Source organism: Leeuwenhoekiella blandensis MED217 (assembly GCF_000152985.1).
In the GTDB taxonomy this organism is placed as follows: Bacteria; Bacteroidota; Bacteroidia; order Flavobacteriales; family Flavobacteriaceae; genus Leeuwenhoekiella; species Leeuwenhoekiella blandensis.
The window spans coordinates 2,770,206-2,791,793 of record NZ_CH672395.1; the positions used below are offsets into that span (position 1 = coordinate 2,770,206).

Below are 21,588 nucleotides of genomic sequence, written 5' to 3' on the forward strand. Positions count from 1 at the left end.
AGTTTGGTGTGTACTTGCAAAGTTAAGTGCTAAACCACGCAACTACTCATAGCCGAGACCGTCAGACTGTCTCAAAACTTAGGATATTTCATTTAAAAAGATTAATTTCATGAATGGAATATCAACAAGGACAACCCCGCGAGCAACTTACCCTGTACACCACCTGTTTAGACGATATGATCCCTCAAGATAATAGTGTTCGTCTGATCGATCAATTTGTAAACCTATTAGATCTTCAAGCGCTGGGCTTTCAATCCAAAGCCTCACAGGGCAGACCTCCCTATGATCCTGCAGATTTATTGAAGCTTTACATTTACGGCTATATGAACCGGATGCGCTCTTCCCGCATCTTAGAAAAAGAATGCCTGCGCAATATCGAGGTCATCTGGTTGATCAAAAACCTACAGCCTGATCATAATACTATTGCCCGATTTAGAAAAGACAACCCAAAGGCTATTAAGCGCGTGTTCCGCCAGAGCGTGCAACTCGCACGTAACTTCAACCTGATCGGGGCTACGCTCATCGCCGGTGATTCTACTAAGCTCAGAGCCCAAAACAGCAAGAAGAATAACTACAACAAAAAGAAGATACAGCGCCATCTGGATTACATTGATAAAAAACTCGAAGAACATAACCGGGAACTGGCTAATGCTGATGGAGATCACAAAGAAGAAGTACAACAGCAAATACACACCCGTAAAGCTCAACGTGTAAAATACCAGCAGATAAAAAACCAACTGGAGCAGGATACCTCTTCTCCCAATCCGCAACTATCGACCTCTGACCCTGACAGCAGACATCAAATTGTACGCGGGACCGTTACCGAAGTATGCTACACTGCACAAACCACCGTAGATGCTCAAAATAAAATCCTGATCGATTATAAACTCACCAACGCCAATGATAAAAAAGCAATGGGCGGTATGCTCGCCAGAGCTAAAACCATCTTACGCACAACCCACTTCACCGCCCTTTATGACAAAGGGTATCACACCGGAAGTGAGTTTCATACAGCAGATCATTTAGGCATTGCTACCTTGGTTGCCATACCTGCTATTGGAAGAAAAAGTCAGGCACCAAACCCCAGATACAACGCAGAGTATTTTAACTATAACTCAGATCCAGACACTTATACCTGTCCGCAGGGACATACACTAACCTCTAACGGGACCCAGTACAAAGCACGTAACTACACTTTTAAACAATACAAAACCAAAGCCTGCAAGACCTGTGTGGTGCGGGAGAACTGTACCACTTCAAAAGTCAATGGAAAAGTAATACAGCGCAGTCAGTACACCCAGAACATTCAGGATAATGCCAAACGTATTGCTCAAAGCGGTGAACTCTACAAAAGGCGGCAAGCACTAGTTGAGCATCCTTACGGCACCATAAAGCGTCAATGGGGATTTAATCATATCTTGACCAAAAAAGGAATACAAGCTGCTTCAGCAGATTTAGGTCTTATGCTGCTAGCTTATAATCTTAAAAGACTGTTCAAGCTAAAAGTATCTCTTGAGGCAGCGATAAAACATAGTTTTTTAAGTGTTTTAAAGCTATTAGAGGGCTTAGAAAGGCTCAAACCTAAAGTATATCACCAAAATACCCAAAACACCTCATATGCAGTTTTTGTTGGATATCGCATACACTTCAACTACTTTTAAAACATAAAAAGGTAGTTTTGAGACAGACTGCCGTTGTAAGCCATTTGACCACACCAGAAACATATGAAATACATTTTTACTTTATTCCTATTTTTAAACTCAATTTTTGCCCTTTGTCAAACCGAATTTATAGTAAACACGGAACTTTTAAATGTACGTAGCGGACCAAGTACTGATTACGAAGTGGTCGGTCAGGTAAAACTGAACCAAAAGGTTTTAGAGATTTCGAAGTCTGGTAATTGGTCAAAAATACAGGTTGACGATTTACAAGGTTATGTATCTGCAAAATACATCACAGCCGTTGATGCTAATTCTCAAAGTAAAGATAATGAAGACGGCGATACTTTTATTGGGTGGTTGATAGCTCTCGGGATTATTGGCTACATAATAATTAAAGCAAAGAACTTTTTGTCCAATCTTTTTGGAGGTAGTAAGTCATCAAGCAGACCAAGCAGAAACTATGCCCCAAGTACACCTAAAAAAGTAACCAATTATCACTTATCGATAAAAGACGGTGTAGTTTATTTAGGCAAAGAGAGGAGTACAATGCAATCACCTGTGTTTCGAGGGTTTGAAAAAGCTGTTGACTGTGATTTGGAAAACCCAACAAATGAAAGGTCAAGATTTTTAGTTGCAACTGCAAAAGGCGAAGTATTATTATGCCAATTAAAAAGCACAAGTCAAAAAAAGGTTTTTAGACCTTTTGTATCTTTTGGAAGTGCATACAAGACAAGATTTGCAGATAGCAATTCATTTACTTTTCAGACGGAAAAGGGACTTTTCAAGGGTTATTTTAATAGTACTAAAATAGACAAACTCGCATAGCTGATGAAACCAAACATTTTCAATATTGCCACCAAAGAACTAAATCAAGACGCATTTTTGACTTGGTTGCTAAAATATGCGGATAGAAGTTGTGCTTCAATTAACATTTCGCTTAACAACTGTGGCAAAGAGTTTATTTCAAGTTTGATAAAATCGGTACATCCACAGTTTAATGATAATATAGAAATAGTTGATGCTGGTAGGCAATGGCACAACATTGACGTTTGGGCAACAATTAACAATAAGTACCTTATTATAATAGAAGATAAAACCTTTAGTTCCTTTCATTCAAATCAATTGGCTCGGTACAGACAAATCGCAACTGAATGGTGCCAAGAAAAAGAGTATTTTGAGCCAATTTGCGTTTATCTCAAAACGGGCAATGAATCAATGCGGAATTTGAGTTTTGTAAAGAAACAAGGCTATTCGATTTTTAAGCGCCAAGACTTTTTGAAAATACTTGAGAAGTATAATAAAATTGATAATGATATTTTCATTGACTTTAAAGATAGGCTTGCAAAACTCGAACATTCAAACAATCAATACAAACATAAGCTGATTGGCGAATGGAATGGTGCGGATTGGCAAGGTTTCTACCAATATTTGGAAAAAGAAATTGGTTTGGTCAATTGGCATTATGTCAACAATCAAAATGGTGGTTTCTGGAACGCAGTCTTGAATTGGGATTATTGGAGTATGTTTCCTGTCTACTTACAAATTGAACAAGGAAACCTTTGCTTTAAAATTTCAACTGACCCAGATGAATTGGAAATGCCCGAAAACGAAACAAGAAGTCAAATAAGAAATAAAATCTATCGCTTAATTCTGAAAAATGCAAAAGAACAAGATTATGTCGAAATCAAACGACCAAACCGTTTCGGACACGGAAAATATATGACGGTGGCAATCATAAAACAGCAGGATTGGCTTGGGAAAAAAGATGAAAAAATTAACGCTGTACAAATAGCTGAAAAACTAAATGAATACAAGAAATTTCTCAAACATACCGTAGAAAAAACGGCTTACAACAACGTATAAGCGCAATAGCGGGAAAAGTGATAAAACGAAACAAAATGTATAAATTTATGGTCAGTTATAAATCGAAAGGTAAGTGCGTTAATACCGCTACTGCGCTTATACAAAACCGTTACCTGTAATAAGCTGAATGAGCTCCGGCGGAATACTGAAAGATCTAAAACCTACTTTAGTTTTTCATTACAAACCTTCTGATTTTCTCACTCGAACTCTCACTGAAATAAAACTTGGCTGAACTTAACGAACTTTCTCAAAACTTTGAACTGAATACTTCGCGAACGAACTTCTGACTGATTTACTACAGGTAACAACGGCTATAGTTCATTGCGGCTGAATTCGATACCCGAATTCACCGCTTTTTAGTATATTCGTTATTCATCGGAAAAATCCCAGCGGATTTTTCCGCAACGAAACCATAGCCAAACCCGTTACCATTAATAGCGCGGAGTCGCCTATGGCTGATTTTCTTTCTGACAGAGTTTTGATCACAGTCGCTCGTTAACGAGGAAAAGAATTCTCACTTTTGAACATTTCCGAATCTGACTGATTTTAAAAGCCTATCCGAATGGAATGAATCTGAAAACCATCGTCGGTTCCGGCCCAATGTTTCGGTCGCGCTACAAAAGGTAACAAAGAACTGAGTTAAAATCCAAGAGTATTTAGTTCAATTTTGTTGCATAATTTGGGTCATAGGGCAAGCCGCTCTTTGCGATTGCAAAAGCTTGTTTTATTAGTTTATTTATCACTGCTATTAGCGCTAACTTTTTGCTTTTGCCTTTTGCTATAATACGTTCATAGATTTTCCTACAGGCGGTATTGTATTTACTTGCAGAAAAGGCACATAAAAACAAAAGATTTCTGAGTTTTTGGTTACCCATTTTACTTATTCTGCTTTTACCTCTGACGCTGCTCCCTGATTGCCGTATGGTGGGCGTTGTTCCTGCAAAGCTACAAAGCTGTGATGCAGTTTCAAATTTGGTAAAACCATCAGTTAACACGATCAATAAAGCTGCTGTTTTATCTCCTAAACCTGGAATGCTCTTTAAATTAGTCAACTGTTGCTGGTGCTCTTCTTTTACTAGAGATAACAACCGTGTTTCTAAAGATTTTATTTCTTTATCTAATGTCCTTTTTGATCTGTTTAAAGATCTAAAAACAGCTTTTGAGGGTATACCTAAAGCTTGTTCTCCGTGAATTTTATTCTTTAGCTGAGTGCGCTGTTTTAAGTACAGCTCTAATAAACGTAGAAGTTGTAGAGATTCTGCTTGATTCTGATCCTTTCCCGTATATAAAGGCACTGGGTTGATCAAAGCATAATCACATATGGCTTTAGCATCACTCTTATCTGTCTTTACTTTAGATAAACGCATCTGTATAAACCTCTTTACAGATAATGGATTTACGACAGAAACCGGTTGGCCAGATTCAAACAGGAATTGTGCTAAACAATAATGATAATAACCGGTTGCTTCCATAACGACAATTGCTGATTTTTCAAGCTCTTTAATGAACTTTTTGAACCCGGCAACAGTATTAGGGTATTGACGGTAAAAGCCTGTTGTATTTGCTACATCAAAGACATCTTTGCTAATATCTACTCCATAAGTTTCACTATATTTACTCATAACAATTAGATTTTGGAAAGGACGATCTACTTGGTGTTCAACAACTTTAAATCGAGGTTAGCGCCTCACAGAACTGATCGAAATCTAAGTAGAAAAGAGCAGTGATTATCAATGTTGACGGAATCTGAAGTTCCAACGGCTATAGTAACCTTAACCTGCTCTTTTGTTCTTTCTGATTAATACTATAATTTAAACAGAATCAAACTTAAGACGGCTATAGTTCATTGCGGCTGAATTCCGTGTTCGGAATTCACCGCTTTTTAGTATATTCGTTCTACATCGGAAAAATCCCGGCGGATTTTTCCGCAACAAAACCATAGCCAAACCCGTTGTGCGTAATTAAAACCAACCAAAATGGGAATATTTAACAGAAAAAAAGAGGAGAAATTATCGGGAGAACCAGCATTATTTTTAATGGCTGCTTCTTTACTTCAAAATGGCGAACACCAAAAATCACTTGAAGTTTTTGACAAGTTGATTTCTGAATATGTTTCAAATCGAGTAAATTTTAATGACTCTGAAATTGCTGAACAAGATGCTATGATATATTATAATAGGTCTTTGGCAAAATATTATCTCAATGATATGCAAGGAGCAATAGATGATTTAAAAATTTCTGTAAGCATAAAAGAATTAAATCAAGCATATTACCAGCTATTTGTGATTTACCACAATCAAGATAAACCACAAGAAGGAATAGACTATTTGGTAAAATCATATAAACTCGGGAATAAAGAAGCGGAGAACATTTTAAGACAAAACACTAATTATTTTAATCAATAATGAGAATAGATTTAAGAAATCAGCTTGCAGAAGGGATGAACAACTTGCAAACCTGGAGAAGTAGATACAGTAAAGGTGAATATGGGGAGAAAGTGCTTCTAAATGTATTCTACAGAAAGTATTCAACTTTTTTTATGTGGGACAAAATTCAAAATTCATTCAATGGTAATGTCCTATGGAATGATTTTAATATAGGGTTTCGAGAAATGATGAACCTGTATCAAAATCAAGCAATGCAAACACAACCAATATTACTACAATTACTTTCTGAAAAAAGCAATAATCCAGTTGGCAGTGTTACTTATGCAGGGTTTGCCGATAAAATTAGGGGAGCAAAACAGGGCAAAAATGAGGACATTGAAGAAATAGAATTTACATATTTACACTACCTATTGAATGACCAACTTATTTTAATGTGGAGTGCGTTTGGCGGAACAGGACTTTCTAAAATAGATGCTTTGGTTCAAATGTCAGGAGTAATAATTGCGGAAACTGATATGTCAGAATATGGTAAAGTTGAAAATATAATTGGTCAATTATGTACAGGTCCATATTTACACGAAAATTATAATCCATTACCACCATTATAATGGATGAAACAGTTAACAAAGGTCTAAAATCAAGTCTTGGACTACTCTTCTCAATTACAGAGTTTGAGGATTTCTTCAAAAACTATTCTCAAGAAAAAAAGATTGAAGGTAAAAATGGTTTGTATTTGTTAATTGAATCTTTTAGAGAAAATCTATCCCAAAATAGAGAGTTATCGTCAGAAGAAGATATACTGCTAAAACATATTGTTGAATGCACGGAAAATGAAATTTATGCGAATAGTGCTTTAAAAATTTCAATTGTAAATAAGGTTAAAATACCCAATGAAGAATTTTTAAAAGAATTTCTGACTGATTTTGAAGCAATTAAAACGGGCGACTTATCTTTTGAAGAAATAAATAATGGTAAATACAAAACTGTAAAAGAATATATTTCTTTACAAGGTGTTGATGGAAAAGGATTGTCCAAATTATATGAAAAATACAAGGACTTCAATCACCCATATATTTATGATTTAATTTCAGAACCTATTATTCAAGCAAAAAACTATTCTAATGGAATAGCAATTCTTAAAAAATCTCTTAAATACGCTTTACGTTATCCAAATTATTTTTGGCATAGTTTACAGGGTGTAGATGCGTGTGCTACTTCTTTATATCGTATTCAGTTTTTATTGGGATATGAGGGTTTTAGGGAAATTGAAAAATCAATTGAGAACTTTGAAACTAAATTATTAAAGTTAATCTTCCTATTCCTTTCAAGAGTTATCTATATGAGTAAAGACAATTTACTCTCTATTGATGCATATTCAAATAGGGCAAGAATTGTAAGAGATTATAAGTACCAATTTATTGGGATTTTTGGAATAGGCGTGATACCAGACATTCAATATATTTCAGATAAATATTTAGCTTACACAACGGCAACAAAAAATAATTTAGTCGGACAACCCTTTACTCAACTAATGTGGGACAGTATGAAAATGTATAGACACGGTTCACATATTCCAAATAGCTCGGGAGGTTATCAAGAGACAGAAGATGCAACTTGGATGCAATTAGTACAAAGAGGACATTTGAGAAGTATAAATCTTTCCGAGAAAATTTTGGAAGAATTTGAAAACTACGAACTGAATTTTACAAACTCGGAAATTGATTTAATATGTGAAATCGCATTAAAAAAGAATATAATAACTACGCACAACAACGTATAACAACAATTGCGGCTTTGTGTCCTGCGGACACAATCGCGCAAACATAAAAGTCGGTAATTTTAGTTATCTTAGTTTTTAATCAATCCGCAACTGATTGTTATACAAGACCGTCAGACTGTCTCAAAACTTAGGATATTTCATTTAAAAAGATTAATTTCATGAATGGAATATCAACAAGGACAACCCCGCGAGCAACTTACCCTGTACACCACCTGTTTAGACGATATGATCCCTCAAGATAATAGTGTTCGTCTGATCGATCAATTTGTAAACCTATTAGATCTTCAAGCGCTGGGCTTTCAATCCAAAGCCTCACAGGGCAGACCTCCCTATGATCCTGCAGATTTATTGAAGCTTTACATTTACGGCTATATGAACCGGATGCGCTCTTCCCGCATCTTAGAAAAAGAATGCCTGCGCAATATCGAGGTCATCTGGTTGATCAAAAACCTACAGCCTGATCATAATACTATTGCCCGATTTAGAAAAGACAACCCAAAGGCTATTAAGCGCGTGTTCCGCCAGAGCGTGCAACTCGCACGTAACTTCAACCTGATCGGGGCTACGCTCATCGCCGGTGATTCTACTAAGCTCAGAGCCCAAAACAGCAAGAAGAATAACTACAACAAAAAGAAGATACAGCGCCATCTGGATTACATTGATAAAAAACTCGAAGAACATAACCGGGAACTGGCTAATGCTGATGGAGATCACAAAGAAGAAGTACAACAGCAAATACACACCCGTAAAGCTCAACGTGTAAAATACCAGCAGATAAAAAACCAACTGGAGCAGGATACCTCTTCTCCCAATCCGCAACTATCGACCTCTGACCCTGACAGCAGACATCAAATTGTACGCGGGACCGTTACCGAAGTATGCTACACTGCACAAACCACCGTAGATGCTCAAAATAAAATCCTGATCGATTATAAACTCACCAACGCCAATGATAAAAAAGCAATGGGCGGTATGCTCGCCAGAGCTAAAACCATCTTACGCACAACCCACTTCACCGCCCTTTATGACAAAGGGTATCACACCGGAAGTGAGTTTCATACAGCAGATCATTTAGGCATTGCTACCTTGGTTGCCATACCTGCTATTGGAAGAAAAAGTCAGGCACCAAACCCCAGATACAACGCAGAGTATTTTAACTATAACTCAGATCCAGACACTTATACCTGTCCGCAGGGACATACACTAACCTCTAACGGGACCCAGTACAAAGCACGTAACTACACTTTTAAACAATACAAAACCAAAGCCTGCAAGACCTGTGTGGTGCGGGAGAACTGTACCACTTCAAAAGTCAATGGAAAAGTAATACAGCGCAGTCAGTACACCCAGAACATTCAGGATAATGCCAAACGTATTGCTCAAAGCGGTGAACTCTACAAAAGGCGGCAAGCACTAGTTGAGCATCCTTACGGCACCATAAAGCGTCAATGGGGATTTAATCATATCTTGACCAAAAAAGGAATACAAGCTGCTTCAGCAGATTTAGGTCTTATGCTGCTAGCTTATAATCTTAAAAGACTGTTCAAGCTAAAAGTATCTCTTGAGGCAGCGATAAAACATAGTTTTTTAAGTGTTTTAAAGCTATTAGAGGGCTTAGAGAGGCTCAAACCTAAAGTATATCACCAAAATACCCAAAACACCTCATATGCAGTTTTTGTTGGATATCGCATACACTTCAACTACTTTTAAAACATAAAAAGGTAGTTTTGAGACAGACTGCCGTTGTGCAACATTTGAAAAAAGCATCGAGAATGAAAAAATATTTGGGAATAGTATTGATGGCTTTGATTATAACTTCCTGTAACGGACAATCTAAATCTGAAAGAAAAGTTGGTGGACCTTGCCAAGATTGCGAAGCAGTTTTGGATTATAAATTGTTGGAATTAGAACCTAAAACAACTGTTACTTTACCTAAATTCGAAGACAACGAACCGAAAGTAAAAATAACAGGAACTGTATATCAAAAAGACGGAAAAACACCTGCTGAAAATGTAATACTGTACGTATATCACACAGACAGAAACGGAATTTATCAACCAAGTGAAAATCCAATTGGTTGGGAAAAAACTCACGGACAATATCGTGGATGGCTAAAAACAGAAAAAGACGGAAAATTTACTTTTTACACTTTTAGACCAGCACCCTATCCAAAAGTCCAAGAACCTGAACATATCCATATTTATGTGAAAGAACCGAATACTATTCCATACTATATCGACAGTTATTTTTTTGAAAGTGACACGAAATTGACGACAGAAAAAAAACAATCCCAGAAAAACAGAGGTGGCTCGGGAATTGTGAAGTTGGAAATGAAAAATGGAATTTGGACAGCAAATAGGAATTTAATTTTAGGAAAAAATATTCCTAATTATGAATAAAAAACGTTGCACAACAATGTATAACCGCAATTACGGCGGATTCGACTACGTCCGAATCCACTCGGAATTGCTAAGGCTAGTGCTTAAACGGAAAATAATGGCTAATTTATGCCGTAACTGACGGTTATACGAGAACGTTACCCACAAGCTGAAAACCAGCCGCATATTTTAGCACTTTCGGTTTTTCCCAACACATAAATCCAACGCTCTAAAAACCAAAAGAGCTAAAACTTTCCCAAAATTCGTAATTATGTATTTAAGTATTTGCTTATATACGTAATTAATTATATGTTTGTACGACAAAGCAAATAACTTTAATAAAAATATATACACAAATGAAATTAGAAATAACCTGTACAAGAGCGGAAGCCAACCATAAGCAGTTACAAAACTGTATGGAGGCATTGGATAATATGGAAGGGAGTTTTCAAAAAATGACAAAACTTTTATCAATTGCAGGAAGCGATGTAAGATTGAGAATTCTTTATTTATTGAATTTAGAAAATGAACTATGTCCTTGTGATTTAGCTGATATACTAAAAATGAGTGTTCCTGCGATCTCACAACATATACGTAAAATCAAAGATGCAGGAATAATCAATTCAAGACGAGATGGTCAAACACTTTATTATTCATTAAATAAAGATGAAACAGAGATATTTATTAGCATTTTTAAATCTATCGAATTAATTAGAAAAACAGCATAATTTATAAAGAAATGAAAACAGAAAAAACATCAAAAAATGCAGCATACACAGGTTTATTTGCTGCTGTAGCAGCATCATCTTGTTGCATACCACCTGTTATAGCATTAATAGCTGGCGTTGGAGGAAGTGCATCTGCACTATCTTGGATGGAACCTTTTAGACCCTATTTAATAGGTTTAGCTGTAATAGCTATTGGCTATGCTTGGTATGCTTACTTAAAACCCAAAAAAGCCGATGACTGTTGCGAAGTTGATGCAAAACCAAAATGGTATCAAACCAAAGGCTTTTTAATAGGCATTACATTGTTTGCAGCTATTTCAATTAGCTTTCCTTATTATTCTCATATATTTTATCCAGATAACAAAAAAGAGGTTATTGTCGTAAATCAATCAGACATTCAAACTGTAAATTTTGATGTAAAAGGTATGACTTGCGCTTCTTGTGAAGAACACGTTAAGCACGCTGTTAACGAATTAGAAGGTATTGTTAATGTAGCTGCTTCTTATGAGAAAGCTAATGCCGAAGTGGAGTTTGACAATACAAAAACATCTAAAGAAGATATAGAAAAAGCTATAAATTCAACGGGTTATAAAGTTATTAATAAATAAAAATAAATCTTATGAAAAAATTATTAGTTATATCAGGATTATTCCTTTTATTATTTTCATTTAATGCACAAGCACAATCGTGTTGTTTGCCGAAAAATGACAAAAAGGTAGAGAAAGCCAATATCAATATGCAAGAAACTAAAACAGTTACTTTAAAAGTTACAGGCATGACTTGTATGTCTTGTTCAAACCATGTAATGAAGGCTTTAGAAAAAGTAGAGGGAGTTATAGAACCGTTGGTCGAGTATAAAGAGGATAGAGCGGTTGTGACTTTCAATCCAAAGTTAACTACAGTAGAAGCCATTATTGAAGCCATTAATAAAACACCTTATAAGGCAAGTTTGATGGAGCCAAAAAGCTAGGGAAACTAAAGTCGCAAAAAAAGTTGGGGTATAATACCTCAATTTTTTTCAAACTGTATTTAAGTATTTAATTAAATAATTGTTCTAATGAAACAGTCAAAGAAGGAAGTTTTCAATCCGGACCACTTGGATTGTTGCATAGAAATTGGAGATTGTGAATTGCAAAATCCACCAAAAGAATTAATTGATAAACTTATTGGACAGCCCATCAGTGACTGTAAAAAAATTATTGAAGAGTTTCTTAAACCTCAAGAAAAATTAGTTATAAAATTTAAAAAGAAAATAGGGTTTAAAACTCAAAATGATAATCGCTAGTTAGCTTTTAAATGGACTGAAAATACAGTACTTAATTTAAAAAAAGATATCAAAATGGAAGTTTGTCACACCAGTAACCCAGCACTTATTCTTATACCAGATATTAGTGGGTTTACCAAATACATTGCCACTTCTGAAATTAGGCATAGTCAGGAAAAAATTGCACTATTGCTCGAATCAATTTTAGAAAATAATATACTAAATTTTAAAGTGTCTGAAATCGAAGGCGATGCTATTTTATTTTACAGTTATGAATTTCCATATTCAGCAACGGAAATCATTAATCAATGTCAATTGATGTTCGACAAATTTCATCAAAGAATAGATGAATTTAAACGATCGAAATGTATGTGTGAGTCTTGCCAAAATCTATATAACCTTTCACTAAAATTTGTGCTTCATTTTGGACAACTTGGCTCTGTAATGGTAAAAGACTATTGTAAACTCTTTGGTAAAGATTTAATAATAGCACATCGGCTTCTTAAAAACAAAATTAGCTCAAATGAGTACATACTTTTCACGGAAAATTTTAGCAATCAATTTCCACTTATAGGCACTCATCTTGATAACCATACGGAATTGGTCAACGACATTTTCAATTTAGAAGACATCGGTGATATTGGTATTACTTATTTCGATTTGAAGGCATTAAGTTTAAAGAACAGACAAGGTACGACTTGTTAAAATGATCAGCATTTTCTTCGTGCGGAAAATGAAATAAACATAATCTAAATTATATACAAAATGAAAACAGCAAAGCAATATTTGGGCAAACAATTAAACACCATGTTATCTGAAATTCAACTTGATGATAATAATTTTATCGTGAATGTCCAAAGGGAATTACTTAAAGGCAATCCACTGCCAAAAACAACATTTTATGCACTTATCGATGCGACTAAAGAGAAAGCTGATTCACTGTTGGAATTATTAGGAGAGCTAAATGAAAATGATGAAATCACTGCCTTTTCTGGTTTGTCGATCACACCTACTAACCACAAGTTTATAGTGCAAGGCAAAACACTTTATACTTGGTGTGCATTAGACGCTATATTGTTTACCGAATGGCTGGATGTTTCGTCCCAAATTATATCTCAAGACCCAATTGACAATTCTTTAATTGAGTTGAATATTGACTGTGATCATTTGGTATCATCTAATCCGTATCCAATATTTCTCTCTTTGGTTGAAAAAATGGACTCTTGCAATATCAGAGGCTCCTTCTGTAATCACGTTTCTTTTTTTGCAAGCGAACAAACCGCAAAACAATGGCTTGACAGCAATGCAAATGGCAAGATATTAACCTTGGAAGATCTGTTTGAATCGAATAAAATTGGCTTAAAATGTTGTTAAAAATAATAACCCATATTTATTAAGCACCACATAAAAACAAATCATTTTTAATATGAAGAATTTATTTAAAAAGAAAAACGAGTTATCTCAAAAAACAGAAACTGTTTCATTACAGATAGAAGGAATGACCTGTAGTGGCTGTTCATTACATATCGAAAAGGATATCAATAAAAAAGATGGTATTCTAATCAGTTCTGTGAACCACGAAACTGGTAAAGGAGAATTTACTTTTGATACTGCCAAGTTGAATAAAGAGGAATTGATTAACGCTGTAAATAGCATTGGTAAGTATACGGTTGTTAAAGGCAATGAAAAAGAGGATTGTTGTGATTCAATTTCGGATAGCACGACAGATAAAGCGTCCAACAAAGGAAAAAATCAATTCGATTTAATCGTAATTGGAGGTGGTTCTGCTGCATTTTCAGCAGCCATAAAAGCTGAAAGTTTAGGACTCACAACACTAATGGTTAATGGTGGATTAGATTTTGGTGGCACTTGTGTTAATGTTGGCTGTGTACCTTCCAAAAATTTAATCCGTGCGGCTGAAACGGCTTACCATACAACACATTCTAATTTTGCAGGAATAAAACCAAAAGGTGCTGACATTGATTTTGCTCAAATAATAAAAGACAAAAAAGCATTGGTTGCAGCCCTGCAACAGCAAAAGTATATGGATGTTGTGAGTGATTTTGAAAACTTAACGATGCTAAAAGGATGGGCAGAATTTGTAAATAACAACACCATTATTGTTGATGGTAAAGACACATACACTGCAACAAACGTTGTTATAGCAACAGGTGCAACCACGAATATTCCAAATATTGAAGGATTAAATGAAGTTGGGTATTTAACTAATGTGTCCTTATTCGATTTGGAAGAAAAACCCAAAAGCTTGACCATAATGGGCGCAGGTTATATCGGATTGGAAATGGCAATGGCATATAATCGTTTAGGAGTAAAAGTACGTATCATAGAATTTACCGATAGGCCTTTACGAAGTCAAACCGAAGACATTACTGATGTTTTAGTTGAACAAATGAAAAGTGAAGGCATTGAAATTCTTCCAAATTTTAGAGCTTTTAAATTTGAAAAAGAGGGCAACGATACTATTATTCATTGTAACTGTCCTGATGGTTCTACAACACAAATTGTTGAAAAAGGACATATTGTTGTTGCTACAGGAACCACGCCAAACACGTCTAAATTAGGTCTAAAAAAAATAGACCTAAAATTATCAGAAAGAGGGCATATTGTGGTTAATGAAAAAATGGAAACTAATATTTCCAATATTTATGCAGCTGGTGATGTCACTAATACACCGCCATTTGTGTATACAGCAGCAACCGAAGGCAGTACAGCCGTTAATAATGCATTTTCATTATCAAAACAAAGTGTAGATTATGCATCATTACCTTGGGTAGTATTTACAGACCCTCAAATTGCGGGAGCAGGTATGGATGAAATTGAAGCTGAATCAAGAGGCATTCCTTTTGAAGTATCAAAATTAGATCTAACACATGTACCAAGAGCTTTAGCTGCACAAGATACCAGAGGATTTATAAAGTTGATTCGTAATACGGAAACGGATAAATTAATTGGAGCAAGAGTAATAGCACCAGAAGGTGGTGAACTCATCCAACAATTAAGTATGGCTATTAAATTTGGAATTACAGTAAAAGATTTGGCTGAAAGTTTTTATCCATATTTGACACTTGGAGAAGGAATCAAATTAGCAGCAATTACTTTTGGAAAAGATGTTTCTAAATTGAGTTGTTGTGCAAGTTAATCCCTACTAAAAGCCATACACATTTGCAATTCGCTCAAAGCCACCACGCCATCAAAAATTGCAAAAGAGTATGTCTTGCCAACGCTCAATCCGAACATTTAAGAAAATATCGGAATTGAAAAGCAGAACGGAATAAAGCCAGTGGGTAACAACGTATATAAAAAATAGCAGTTAAGAGCTAAACTAAAAGTTTGGTTCTTTTCTGCTATCTTTGTTTTCAACTGAAAAATTGCACATACAAATCTGCTACTTTTCATATACAAGACCGTCAGACTGTCTCAAAACTTAGGATATTTCATTTAAAAAGATTAATTTCATGAATGGAATATCAACAAGGACAACCCCGCGAGCAACTTACCCTGTACACCACCTGTTTAGACGATATGATCCCTCAAGATAATAGTGTTCGTCTGATCGATCAATTTGTAAACCTATTAGATCTTCAAGCGCTGGGCTTTCAATCCAAAGCCTCACAGGGCAGACCTCCCTATGATCCTGCAGATTTATTGAAGCTTTACATTTACGGCTATATGAACCGGATGCGCTCTTCCCGCATCTTAGAAAAAGAATGCCTGCGCAATATCGAGGTCATCTGGTTGATCAAAAACCTACAGCCTGATCATAATACTATTGCCCGATTTAGAAAAGACAACCCAAAGGCTATTAAGCGCGTGTTCCGCCAGAGCGTGCAACTCGCACGTAACTTCAACCTGATCGGGGCTACGCTCATCGCCGGTGATTCTACTAAGCTCAGAGCCCAAAACAGCAAGAAGAATAACTACAACAAAAAGAAGATACAGCGCCATCTGGATTACATTGATAAAAAACTCGAAGAACATAACCGGGAACTGGCTAATGCTGATGGAGATCACAAAGAAGAAGTACAACAGCAAATACACACCCGTAAAGCTCAACGTGTAAAATACCAGCAGATAAAAAACCAACTGGAGCAGGATACCTCTTCTCCCAATCCGCAACTATCGACCTCTGACCCTGACAGCAGACATCAAATTGTACGCGGGACCGTTACCGAAGTATGCTACACTGCACAAACCACCGTAGATGCTCAAAATAAAATCCTGATCGATTATAAACTCACCAACGCCAATGATAAAAAAGCAATGGGCGGTATGCTCGCCAGAGCTAAAACCATCTTACGCACAACCCACTTCACCGCCCTTTATGACAAAGGGTATCACACCGGAAGTGAGTTTCATACAGCAGATCATTTAGGCATTGCTACCTTGGTTGCCATACCTGCTATTGGAAGAAAAAGTCAGGCACCAAACCCCAGATACAACGCAGAGTATTTTAACTATAACTCAGATCCAGACACTTATACCTGTCCGCAGGGACATACACTAACCTCTAACGGGACCCAGTACAAAGCACGTAACTACACTTTTAAACAATACAAAACCAAAGCCTGCAAGACCTGTGTGGTGCGGGAGAACTGTACCACTTCAAAAGTCAATGGAAAAGTAATACAGCGCAGTCAGTACACCCAGAACATTCAGGATAATGCCAAACGTATTGCTCAAAGCGGTGAACTCTACAAAAGGCGGCAAGCACTAGTTGAGCATCCTTACGGCACCATAAAGCGTCAATGGGGATTTAATCATATCTTGACCAAAAAAGGAATACAAGCTGCTTCAGCAGATTTAGGTCTTATGCTGCTAGCTTATAATCTTAAAAGACTGTTCAAGCTAAAAGTATCTCTTGAGGCAGCGATAAAACATAGTTTTTTAAGTGTTTTAAAGCTATTAGAGGGCTTAGAAAGGCTCAAACCTAAAGTATATCACCAAAATACCCAAAACACCTCATATGCAGTTTTTGTTGGATATCGCATACACTTCAACTACTTTTAAAACATAAAAAGGTAGTTTTGAGACAGACTGCCGTTGTGAGTAATTTAAATGAACATCGAAAACTCAATAATATCAGAAATTTTTAAAGAAATCTCTTTTTCAAAAAAAGAAGAAAATCTTATTGAAAATAAACTTAAAAAACTCGATTTAAAAAAAGGAGTTACAATATTAAAAGCAGACGATAAAGTCCTCAATCAATATTATGTTTACAATGGTTGTTTAAGAACTTACTTTATTGATAAATCTGGCAAAGAACATACTTTGCAATTTGCCATTAATGATTGGTGGATAAGTGATTATACAGCTTTCTTCACAACAACTAAAGCAGTAATGTATATTGAAACTATTGAGGAAGCAACGATATATCAAATTTCAAAAAAAAGTATGGAAGATTTATTCATAGAGATTCCACAATTAGAAACTTTTTTTAGAAAAAAAATGGAAAAAGCTTTTGCTAGTTTTCAAAAGAGGATATTAGCAAATTTGGCCCAGTCTGCTAAAGAAAGATATGTTTCGTTTATCAATACTTACCCAAATATTGAACAGACTGTAAAAAATTACCATATAGCTTCTTATCTAGGAATTACTACCGAAACCTTAAGTAGAATTAGAAAAGAAATGTCTCTTAATTGATTTTATTGACATACATCAATTTTCAGCACTTAATTTGACTATAATTTTGCCTTTTTAAAACAAAATAATTCTCAAATGAAAAGAATAACAACAATTATAATCGCTTTGGCTTTATTTTCGTCCTGTGGCAAAAACACAAAAGAAACTAATTCTAATGAGCAAAAATTAAGTACTAACACAGAAACAGAAAAAAGTAAAACAATGAAAAAAGTATTATTTGTATTAACAAGTCACGAAGATTTAGGAGATACTGGGCTCAAAACTGGTTTTTGGATAGAAGAGTTTGCAGCACCTTATTATTTATTAAAAGATAAAGGAATTGAAATTACTTTAGCATCTCCAAAAGGAGGACAACCTCCAATTGACCCAAAAAGTGCTTCTCCAGACTTTCAAACCCCAGCAACTGTAAGATTTAATGACGATAAAGAAACCCAAGAAGTCTTATCTAGAACAATAAGATTGGAAACTGCAAACCAAGCAGATTTTGACGCTGTATTTTATCCTGGTGGACACGGTCCTTTATGGGATTTAGCTGAAGATAAAAATTCAATTGCTTTAATAGAAGATTTTTATAAAAATAATAAACCAGTTGCTGCTGTTTGCCACGCTCCTGCTATTTTTAAACACACAAAAAATACAAATGGGACTTATTTGGTTAATGGCAAAAAAGTAACTGGATTTACAAACGGAGAAGAAGAAGCTGTTCAACTAACTTCTATTGTTCCATTTTTAGTAGAAGATATGCTAAAAAGTAATGGTGGAATTTACTCTAAAAAAGCAGATTGGAATCCTTATGCTGTTGAAGATGGTTTATTAATAACTGGACAAAACCCTGCCTCTTCTGAATTAGTAGCTGAACTTCTACTTAAGAAAATAAAGTAAAAACTACTCACAACATTGTATAAAAGCAATAGCGGTTTGGGTTATAACTCAAACCGCTATTTTATTTTAATTAAGTATCTTGCTATTCGAATAGTGGAGCGTTTTAATCCGCTACTGCTCTTATACTAGACCGTCAGACTGTCTCAAAACTTAGGATATTTCATTTAAAAAGATTAATTTCATGAATGGAATATCAACAAGGACAACCCCGCGAGCAACTTACCCTGTACACCACCTGTTTAGACGATATGATCCCTCAAGATAATAGTGTTCGTCTGATCGATCAATTTGTAAACCTATTAGATCTTCAAGCGCTGGGCTTTCAATCCAAAGCCTCACAGGGCAGACCTCCCTATGATCCTGCAGATTTATTGAAGCTTTACATTTACGGCTATATGAACCGGATGCGCTCTTCCCGCATCTTAGAAAAAGAATGCCTGCGCAATATCGAGGTCATCTGGTTGATCAAAAACCTACAGCCTGATCATAATACTATTGCCCGATTTAGAAAAGACAACCCAAAGGCTATTAAGCGCGTGTTCCGCCAGAGCGTGCAACTCGCACGTAACTTCAACCTGATCGGGGCTACGCTCATCGCCGGTGATTCTACTAAGCTCAGAGCCCAAAACAGCAAGAAGAATAACTACAACAAAAAGAAGATACAGCGCCATCTGGATTACATTGATAAAAAACTCGAAGAACATAACCGGGAACTGGCTAATGCTGATGGAGATCACAAAGAAGAAGTACAACAGCAAATACACACCCGTAAAGCTCAACGTGTAAAATACCAGCAGATAAAAAACCAACTGGAGCAGGATACCTCTTCTCCCAATCCGCAACTATCGACCTCTGACCCTGACAGCAGACATCAAATTGTACGCGGGACCGTTACCGAAGTATGCTACACTGCACAAACCACCGTAGATGCTCAAAATAAAATCCTGATCGATTATAAACTCACCAACGCCAATGATAAAAAAGCAATGGGCGGTATGCTCGCCAGAGCTAAAACCATCTTACGCACAACCCACTTCACCGCCCTTTATGACAAAGGGTATCACACCGGAAGTGAGTTTCATACAGCAGATCATTTAGGCATTGCTACCTTGGTTGCCATACCTGCTATTGGAAGAAAAAGTCAGGCACCAAACCCCAGATACAACGCAGAGTATTTTAACTATAACTCAGATCCAGACACTTATACCTGTCCGCAGGGACATACACTAACCTCTAACGGGACCCAGTACAAAGCACGTAACTACACTTTTAAACAATACAAAACCAAAGCCTGCAAGACCTGTGTGGTGCGGGAGAACTGTACCACTTCAAAAGTCAATGGAAAAGTAATACAGCGCAGTCAGTACACCCAGAACATTCAGGATAATGCCAAACGTATTGCTCAAAGCGGTGAACTCTACAAAAGGCGGCAAGCACTAGTTGAGCATCCTTACGGCACCATAAAGCGTCAATGGGGATTTAATCATATCTTGACCAAAAAAGGAATACAAGCTGCTTCAGCAGATTTAGGTCTTATGCTGCTAGCTTATAATCTTAAAAGACTGTTCAAGCTAAAAGTATCTCTTGAGGCAGCGATAAAACATAGTTTTTTAAGTGTTTTAAAGCTATTAGAGGGCTTAGAAAGGCTCAAACCTAAAGTATATCACCAAAATACCCAAAACACCTCATATGCAGTTTTTGTTGGATATCGCATACACTTCAACTACTTTTAAAACATAAAAAGGTAGTTTTGAGACAGACTGCCGTTGTGCGTAAGCTGACCAAACCAAGAAACTTAATGATTAATCAAGAAAATATATATCAGCTTTTACAAAAAGAAAATTGGACTGAATTAATCGGAATATTCTACCAAAATAAGGATTTAATAAAAAAAGACCTATTACTTCAAACCGCATCGGAAACTACTATTTCTGTTATGGTTCAAAAAGCAATGGAATTAGAGACTGATTCAGATTTTGTTGAAAATTTAGGTCAACTGACTTTGTTGAATGCTGGACATTTTATAAAACTAAAACCCGAACAAGACGAAGCCATTAATGTCGCAATTGCAAATGCAAAAATTGACAACTTATCTCTTGCTTATAATTATGCCAAAAAATATCCTGACAATGAGGTTTCTAAAAGTATAATTACTAAATACCATAAAGAGTTTCCGAAAGAAATTAGCAACAGTTCTAAAAATCGAATTCTAACAACTGAAAATACTCTTGACGAAAACGGAATTGATGCTCGGAAATCAATGTTTAACTCTTATCAGGAAAGTGAGTTTTTTGTAGCTCTAAAAAGAGTTTTTGACACTTACCAAGTTTATCCAAATGTAGCTTTGAGCAATGTAATCGAGTATGATTTAATTAAAAACCAACTAAATCAAACTGAACGGAATTTTTTCTTCAAATCGTCTATCGACTTTGCAGTTTTTGAGCCTTTCAAAAATTATTATCCAATTTATTTTTTCGAACTCGATAGTATTTATCACGACACAAAAGAACAAAAAGAAAAAGATAAAATGAAAGACAAAATTTTGAGTCTCTCAAATTCAAAACTTTATCGGATTAGAAAACGAGATAAAACTGTTAGTGAAGCGGAATTTGAAGAAATAATACGAGAAATAAGAAAATTAACGGAATGAAAAAAGCCTACGCACAACAACGTATCCTATGAAAAGCCCTAGTCCAGTTCTTTAAAGTTAATATTTTATTTTTAATCACTTCATAATGTTGATTTTGGGGTGTTGAATCGTTGATAATTCCGATAGGATTATCAATCATTCAATACCTATATAACTTGCTCGGCATCCTATATGTGATACGCGCATCTTGGCGGTTCACCAGCATCTGTATGATTATAAGCTATAATAAACTGGTCACTTGCTAACCGATGTGATCTAAACTCAAGTAGTCACCTACGTTGTTTTGTGATCCAGATTTTGCTACTTCTATGTGGAATTACTACATTAGACTGGA

21 protein-coding genes are annotated in these 21,588 nt (G+C 35.8%); 20 read left to right on the forward strand and 1 reads right to left on the reverse strand.

From position 1 onward, the window contains the following. Positions 1 to 113: 113 nt before the first annotated feature. The 3 genes from MED217_RS11945 to MED217_RS11955 all read left to right on the forward strand — a co-directional run bounded on the left by MED217_RS11945 (position 114) and on the right by MED217_RS11955 (position 3,524). Entirely contained in the window at positions 114 to 1,661 is a 1,548-nt protein-coding gene (locus MED217_RS11945; protein ID WP_009780326.1) for an IS1182 family transposase, read from the forward strand. 63 nt (positions 1,662 to 1,724) lie between these two features. After that, entirely contained in the window at positions 1,725 to 2,486 is a 762-nt protein-coding gene (locus tag MED217_RS11950) for an SH3 domain-containing protein (RefSeq protein WP_009780788.1), read from the forward strand. 3 nt (positions 2,487 to 2,489) lie between these two features. Continuing rightward, complete coding sequence (locus MED217_RS11955) at positions 2,490 to 3,524, forward strand: PD-(D/E)XK nuclease family protein (protein WP_009780789.1); 1,035 nt, start codon at positions 2,490 to 2,492, stop codon at positions 3,522 to 3,524. Positions 3,525 to 4,180: 656 nt separating this feature from the next. Here the strand turns inward: MED217_RS11955 and MED217_RS11960 are convergent. Further along, positions 4,181 to 5,146: an IS110 family RNA-guided transposase gene (locus tag MED217_RS11960; RefSeq protein WP_009780319.1), complete on the reverse strand. Its 966-nt coding sequence runs from the start codon at positions 5,144 to 5,146 to the stop codon at positions 4,181 to 4,183. A gap of 354 nt (positions 5,147 to 5,500) precedes the next feature. On the opposite strand from MED217_RS11960, the gene MED217_RS11965 reads away from it, so the two are divergent. The 17 genes from MED217_RS11965 (at position 5,501) to MED217_RS18570 (ending at position 21,254) form a co-directional block, all read left to right on the forward strand. Then, on the forward strand, positions 5,501 to 5,929 hold the full coding sequence (locus MED217_RS11965) for a hypothetical protein (RefSeq protein WP_009780790.1): 429 nt from the start codon (positions 5,501 to 5,503) through the stop codon (positions 5,927 to 5,929). Next, positions 5,929 to 6,519, forward strand: coding sequence for a hypothetical protein (locus tag MED217_RS11970; protein WP_009780791.1), 591 nt, complete (start codon positions 5,929 to 5,931; stop codon positions 6,517 to 6,519). Before MED217_RS11965 ends, MED217_RS11970 begins: the two co-directional genes overlap by 1 nt. Next, positions 6,519 to 7,691: a hypothetical protein gene (locus MED217_RS11975; protein ID WP_009780792.1), complete on the forward strand. Its 1,173-nt coding sequence runs from the start codon at positions 6,519 to 6,521 to the stop codon at positions 7,689 to 7,691. Before MED217_RS11970 ends, MED217_RS11975 begins: the two co-directional genes overlap by 1 nt. A gap of 162 nt (positions 7,692 to 7,853) precedes the next feature. Then, on the forward strand, positions 7,854 to 9,401 hold the full coding sequence (locus tag MED217_RS11980) for an IS1182 family transposase (protein ID WP_009780326.1): 1,548 nt from the start codon (positions 7,854 to 7,856) through the stop codon (positions 9,399 to 9,401). 17 nt (positions 9,402 to 9,418) lie between these two features. Further along, a complete protein-coding gene (locus tag MED217_RS11985) occupies positions 9,419 to 10,090 on the forward strand; it encodes a dioxygenase family protein (protein ID WP_230199262.1) in 672 nt (223 codons plus the stop codon). Between the two features lie 335 nt (positions 10,091 to 10,425). Next, on the forward strand, positions 10,426 to 10,797 hold the full coding sequence (locus MED217_RS11990; protein WP_009780794.1) for an ArsR/SmtB family transcription factor: 372 nt from the start codon (positions 10,426 to 10,428) through the stop codon (positions 10,795 to 10,797). An 11-nt stretch (positions 10,798 to 10,808) separates the two neighbouring features. Then, positions 10,809 to 11,405 carry a mercuric transport protein MerTP gene (gene merTP / locus MED217_RS11995; protein ID WP_009780795.1) on the forward strand — a complete coding sequence of 199 codons (597 nt, stop codon included), beginning with the start codon at positions 10,809 to 10,811 and terminating at the stop codon, positions 11,403 to 11,405. Between the two features lie 11 nt (positions 11,406 to 11,416). Beyond that, entirely contained in the window at positions 11,417 to 11,767 is a 351-nt protein-coding gene (locus MED217_RS12000; RefSeq protein ID WP_009780796.1) for a heavy-metal-associated domain-containing protein, read from the forward strand. A gap of 87 nt (positions 11,768 to 11,854) precedes the next feature. Continuing rightward, on the forward strand, positions 11,855 to 12,082 hold the full coding sequence (locus tag MED217_RS12005) for a hypothetical protein (RefSeq protein ID WP_009780797.1): 228 nt from the start codon (positions 11,855 to 11,857) through the stop codon (positions 12,080 to 12,082). Positions 12,083 to 12,136: 54 nt separating this feature from the next. Next, positions 12,137 to 12,766, forward strand: a complete 630-nt coding sequence (locus MED217_RS12010; RefSeq protein WP_009780798.1) for a DUF2652 domain-containing protein — start codon at positions 12,137 to 12,139, stop codon at positions 12,764 to 12,766. Between the two features lie 60 nt (positions 12,767 to 12,826). Next, entirely contained in the window at positions 12,827 to 13,435 is a 609-nt protein-coding gene (gene merB / locus MED217_RS12015; protein ID WP_009780799.1) for an organomercurial lyase, read from the forward strand. 52 nt (positions 13,436 to 13,487) lie between these two features. Beyond that, positions 13,488 to 15,221: a mercury(II) reductase gene (gene merA, locus MED217_RS12020; RefSeq protein ID WP_009780800.1), complete on the forward strand. Its 1,734-nt coding sequence runs from the start codon at positions 13,488 to 13,490 to the stop codon at positions 15,219 to 15,221. Positions 15,222 to 15,541: 320 nt separating this feature from the next. Next, positions 15,542 to 17,089, forward strand: coding sequence for an IS1182 family transposase (locus tag MED217_RS12025; RefSeq protein WP_009780326.1), 1,548 nt, complete (start codon positions 15,542 to 15,544; stop codon positions 17,087 to 17,089). 48 nt (positions 17,090 to 17,137) lie between these two features. Next, entirely contained in the window at positions 17,138 to 17,722 is a 585-nt protein-coding gene (locus MED217_RS12030) for a Crp/Fnr family transcriptional regulator (RefSeq protein WP_009780801.1), read from the forward strand. Positions 17,723 to 17,797: 75 nt separating this feature from the next. Further along, entirely contained in the window at positions 17,798 to 18,604 is an 807-nt protein-coding gene (locus tag MED217_RS12035; protein ID WP_009780802.1) for a type 1 glutamine amidotransferase domain-containing protein, read from the forward strand. Positions 18,605 to 18,789: 185 nt separating this feature from the next. Next, positions 18,790 to 20,337, forward strand: a complete 1,548-nt coding sequence (locus MED217_RS12040) for an IS1182 family transposase (protein WP_009780326.1) — start codon at positions 18,790 to 18,792, stop codon at positions 20,335 to 20,337. 17 nt (positions 20,338 to 20,354) lie between these two features. Continuing rightward, entirely contained in the window at positions 20,355 to 21,254 is a 900-nt protein-coding gene (locus tag MED217_RS18570) for a DUF2726 domain-containing protein (RefSeq protein ID WP_154648935.1), read from the forward strand. Positions 21,255 to 21,588: the final 334 nt, after the last annotated feature.

What these genes read in the sequence shown, in the direction of transcription:
- MED217_RS11945 (WP_009780326.1), top strand. Translation starts at nt 114, where the DNA reads ATGGAATATCAACAAGGACAACCCCGCGAGCAACTTACCCTGTACACC.
- MED217_RS11950 (WP_009780788.1), top strand. Translation starts at nt 1,725, where the DNA reads ATGAAATACATTTTTACTTTATTCCTATTTTTAAACTCAATTTTTGCC.
- MED217_RS11955 (WP_009780789.1), top strand. Translation starts at nt 2,490, where the DNA reads ATGAAACCAAACATTTTCAATATTGCCACCAAAGAACTAAATCAAGAC.
- MED217_RS11960 (WP_009780319.1), bottom strand. Translation starts at nt 5,146, where the DNA reads ATGAGTAAATATAGTGAAACTTATGGAGTAGATATTAGCAAAGATGTC.
- MED217_RS11965 (WP_009780790.1), top strand. Translation starts at nt 5,501, where the DNA reads ATGGGAATATTTAACAGAAAAAAAGAGGAGAAATTATCGGGAGAACCA.
- MED217_RS11970 (WP_009780791.1), top strand. Translation starts at nt 5,929, where the DNA reads ATGAGAATAGATTTAAGAAATCAGCTTGCAGAAGGGATGAACAACTTG.
- MED217_RS11975 (WP_009780792.1), top strand. Translation starts at nt 6,519, where the DNA reads ATGGATGAAACAGTTAACAAAGGTCTAAAATCAAGTCTTGGACTACTC.
- MED217_RS11980 (WP_009780326.1), top strand. Translation starts at nt 7,854, where the DNA reads ATGGAATATCAACAAGGACAACCCCGCGAGCAACTTACCCTGTACACC.
- MED217_RS11990 (WP_009780794.1), top strand. Translation starts at nt 10,426, where the DNA reads ATGAAATTAGAAATAACCTGTACAAGAGCGGAAGCCAACCATAAGCAG.
- merTP (WP_009780795.1), top strand. Translation starts at nt 10,809, where the DNA reads ATGAAAACAGAAAAAACATCAAAAAATGCAGCATACACAGGTTTATTT.
- MED217_RS12000 (WP_009780796.1), top strand. Translation starts at nt 11,417, where the DNA reads ATGAAAAAATTATTAGTTATATCAGGATTATTCCTTTTATTATTTTCA.
- MED217_RS12005 (WP_009780797.1), top strand. Translation starts at nt 11,855, where the DNA reads ATGAAACAGTCAAAGAAGGAAGTTTTCAATCCGGACCACTTGGATTGT.
- MED217_RS12010 (WP_009780798.1), top strand. Translation starts at nt 12,137, where the DNA reads ATGGAAGTTTGTCACACCAGTAACCCAGCACTTATTCTTATACCAGAT.
- merB (WP_009780799.1), top strand. Translation starts at nt 12,827, where the DNA reads ATGAAAACAGCAAAGCAATATTTGGGCAAACAATTAAACACCATGTTA.
- merA (WP_009780800.1), top strand. Translation starts at nt 13,488, where the DNA reads ATGAAGAATTTATTTAAAAAGAAAAACGAGTTATCTCAAAAAACAGAA.
- MED217_RS12025 (WP_009780326.1), top strand. Translation starts at nt 15,542, where the DNA reads ATGGAATATCAACAAGGACAACCCCGCGAGCAACTTACCCTGTACACC.
- MED217_RS12030 (WP_009780801.1), top strand. Translation starts at nt 17,138, where the DNA reads ATGAACATCGAAAACTCAATAATATCAGAAATTTTTAAAGAAATCTCT.
- MED217_RS12035 (WP_009780802.1), top strand. Translation starts at nt 17,798, where the DNA reads ATGAAAAGAATAACAACAATTATAATCGCTTTGGCTTTATTTTCGTCC.
- MED217_RS12040 (WP_009780326.1), top strand. Translation starts at nt 18,790, where the DNA reads ATGGAATATCAACAAGGACAACCCCGCGAGCAACTTACCCTGTACACC.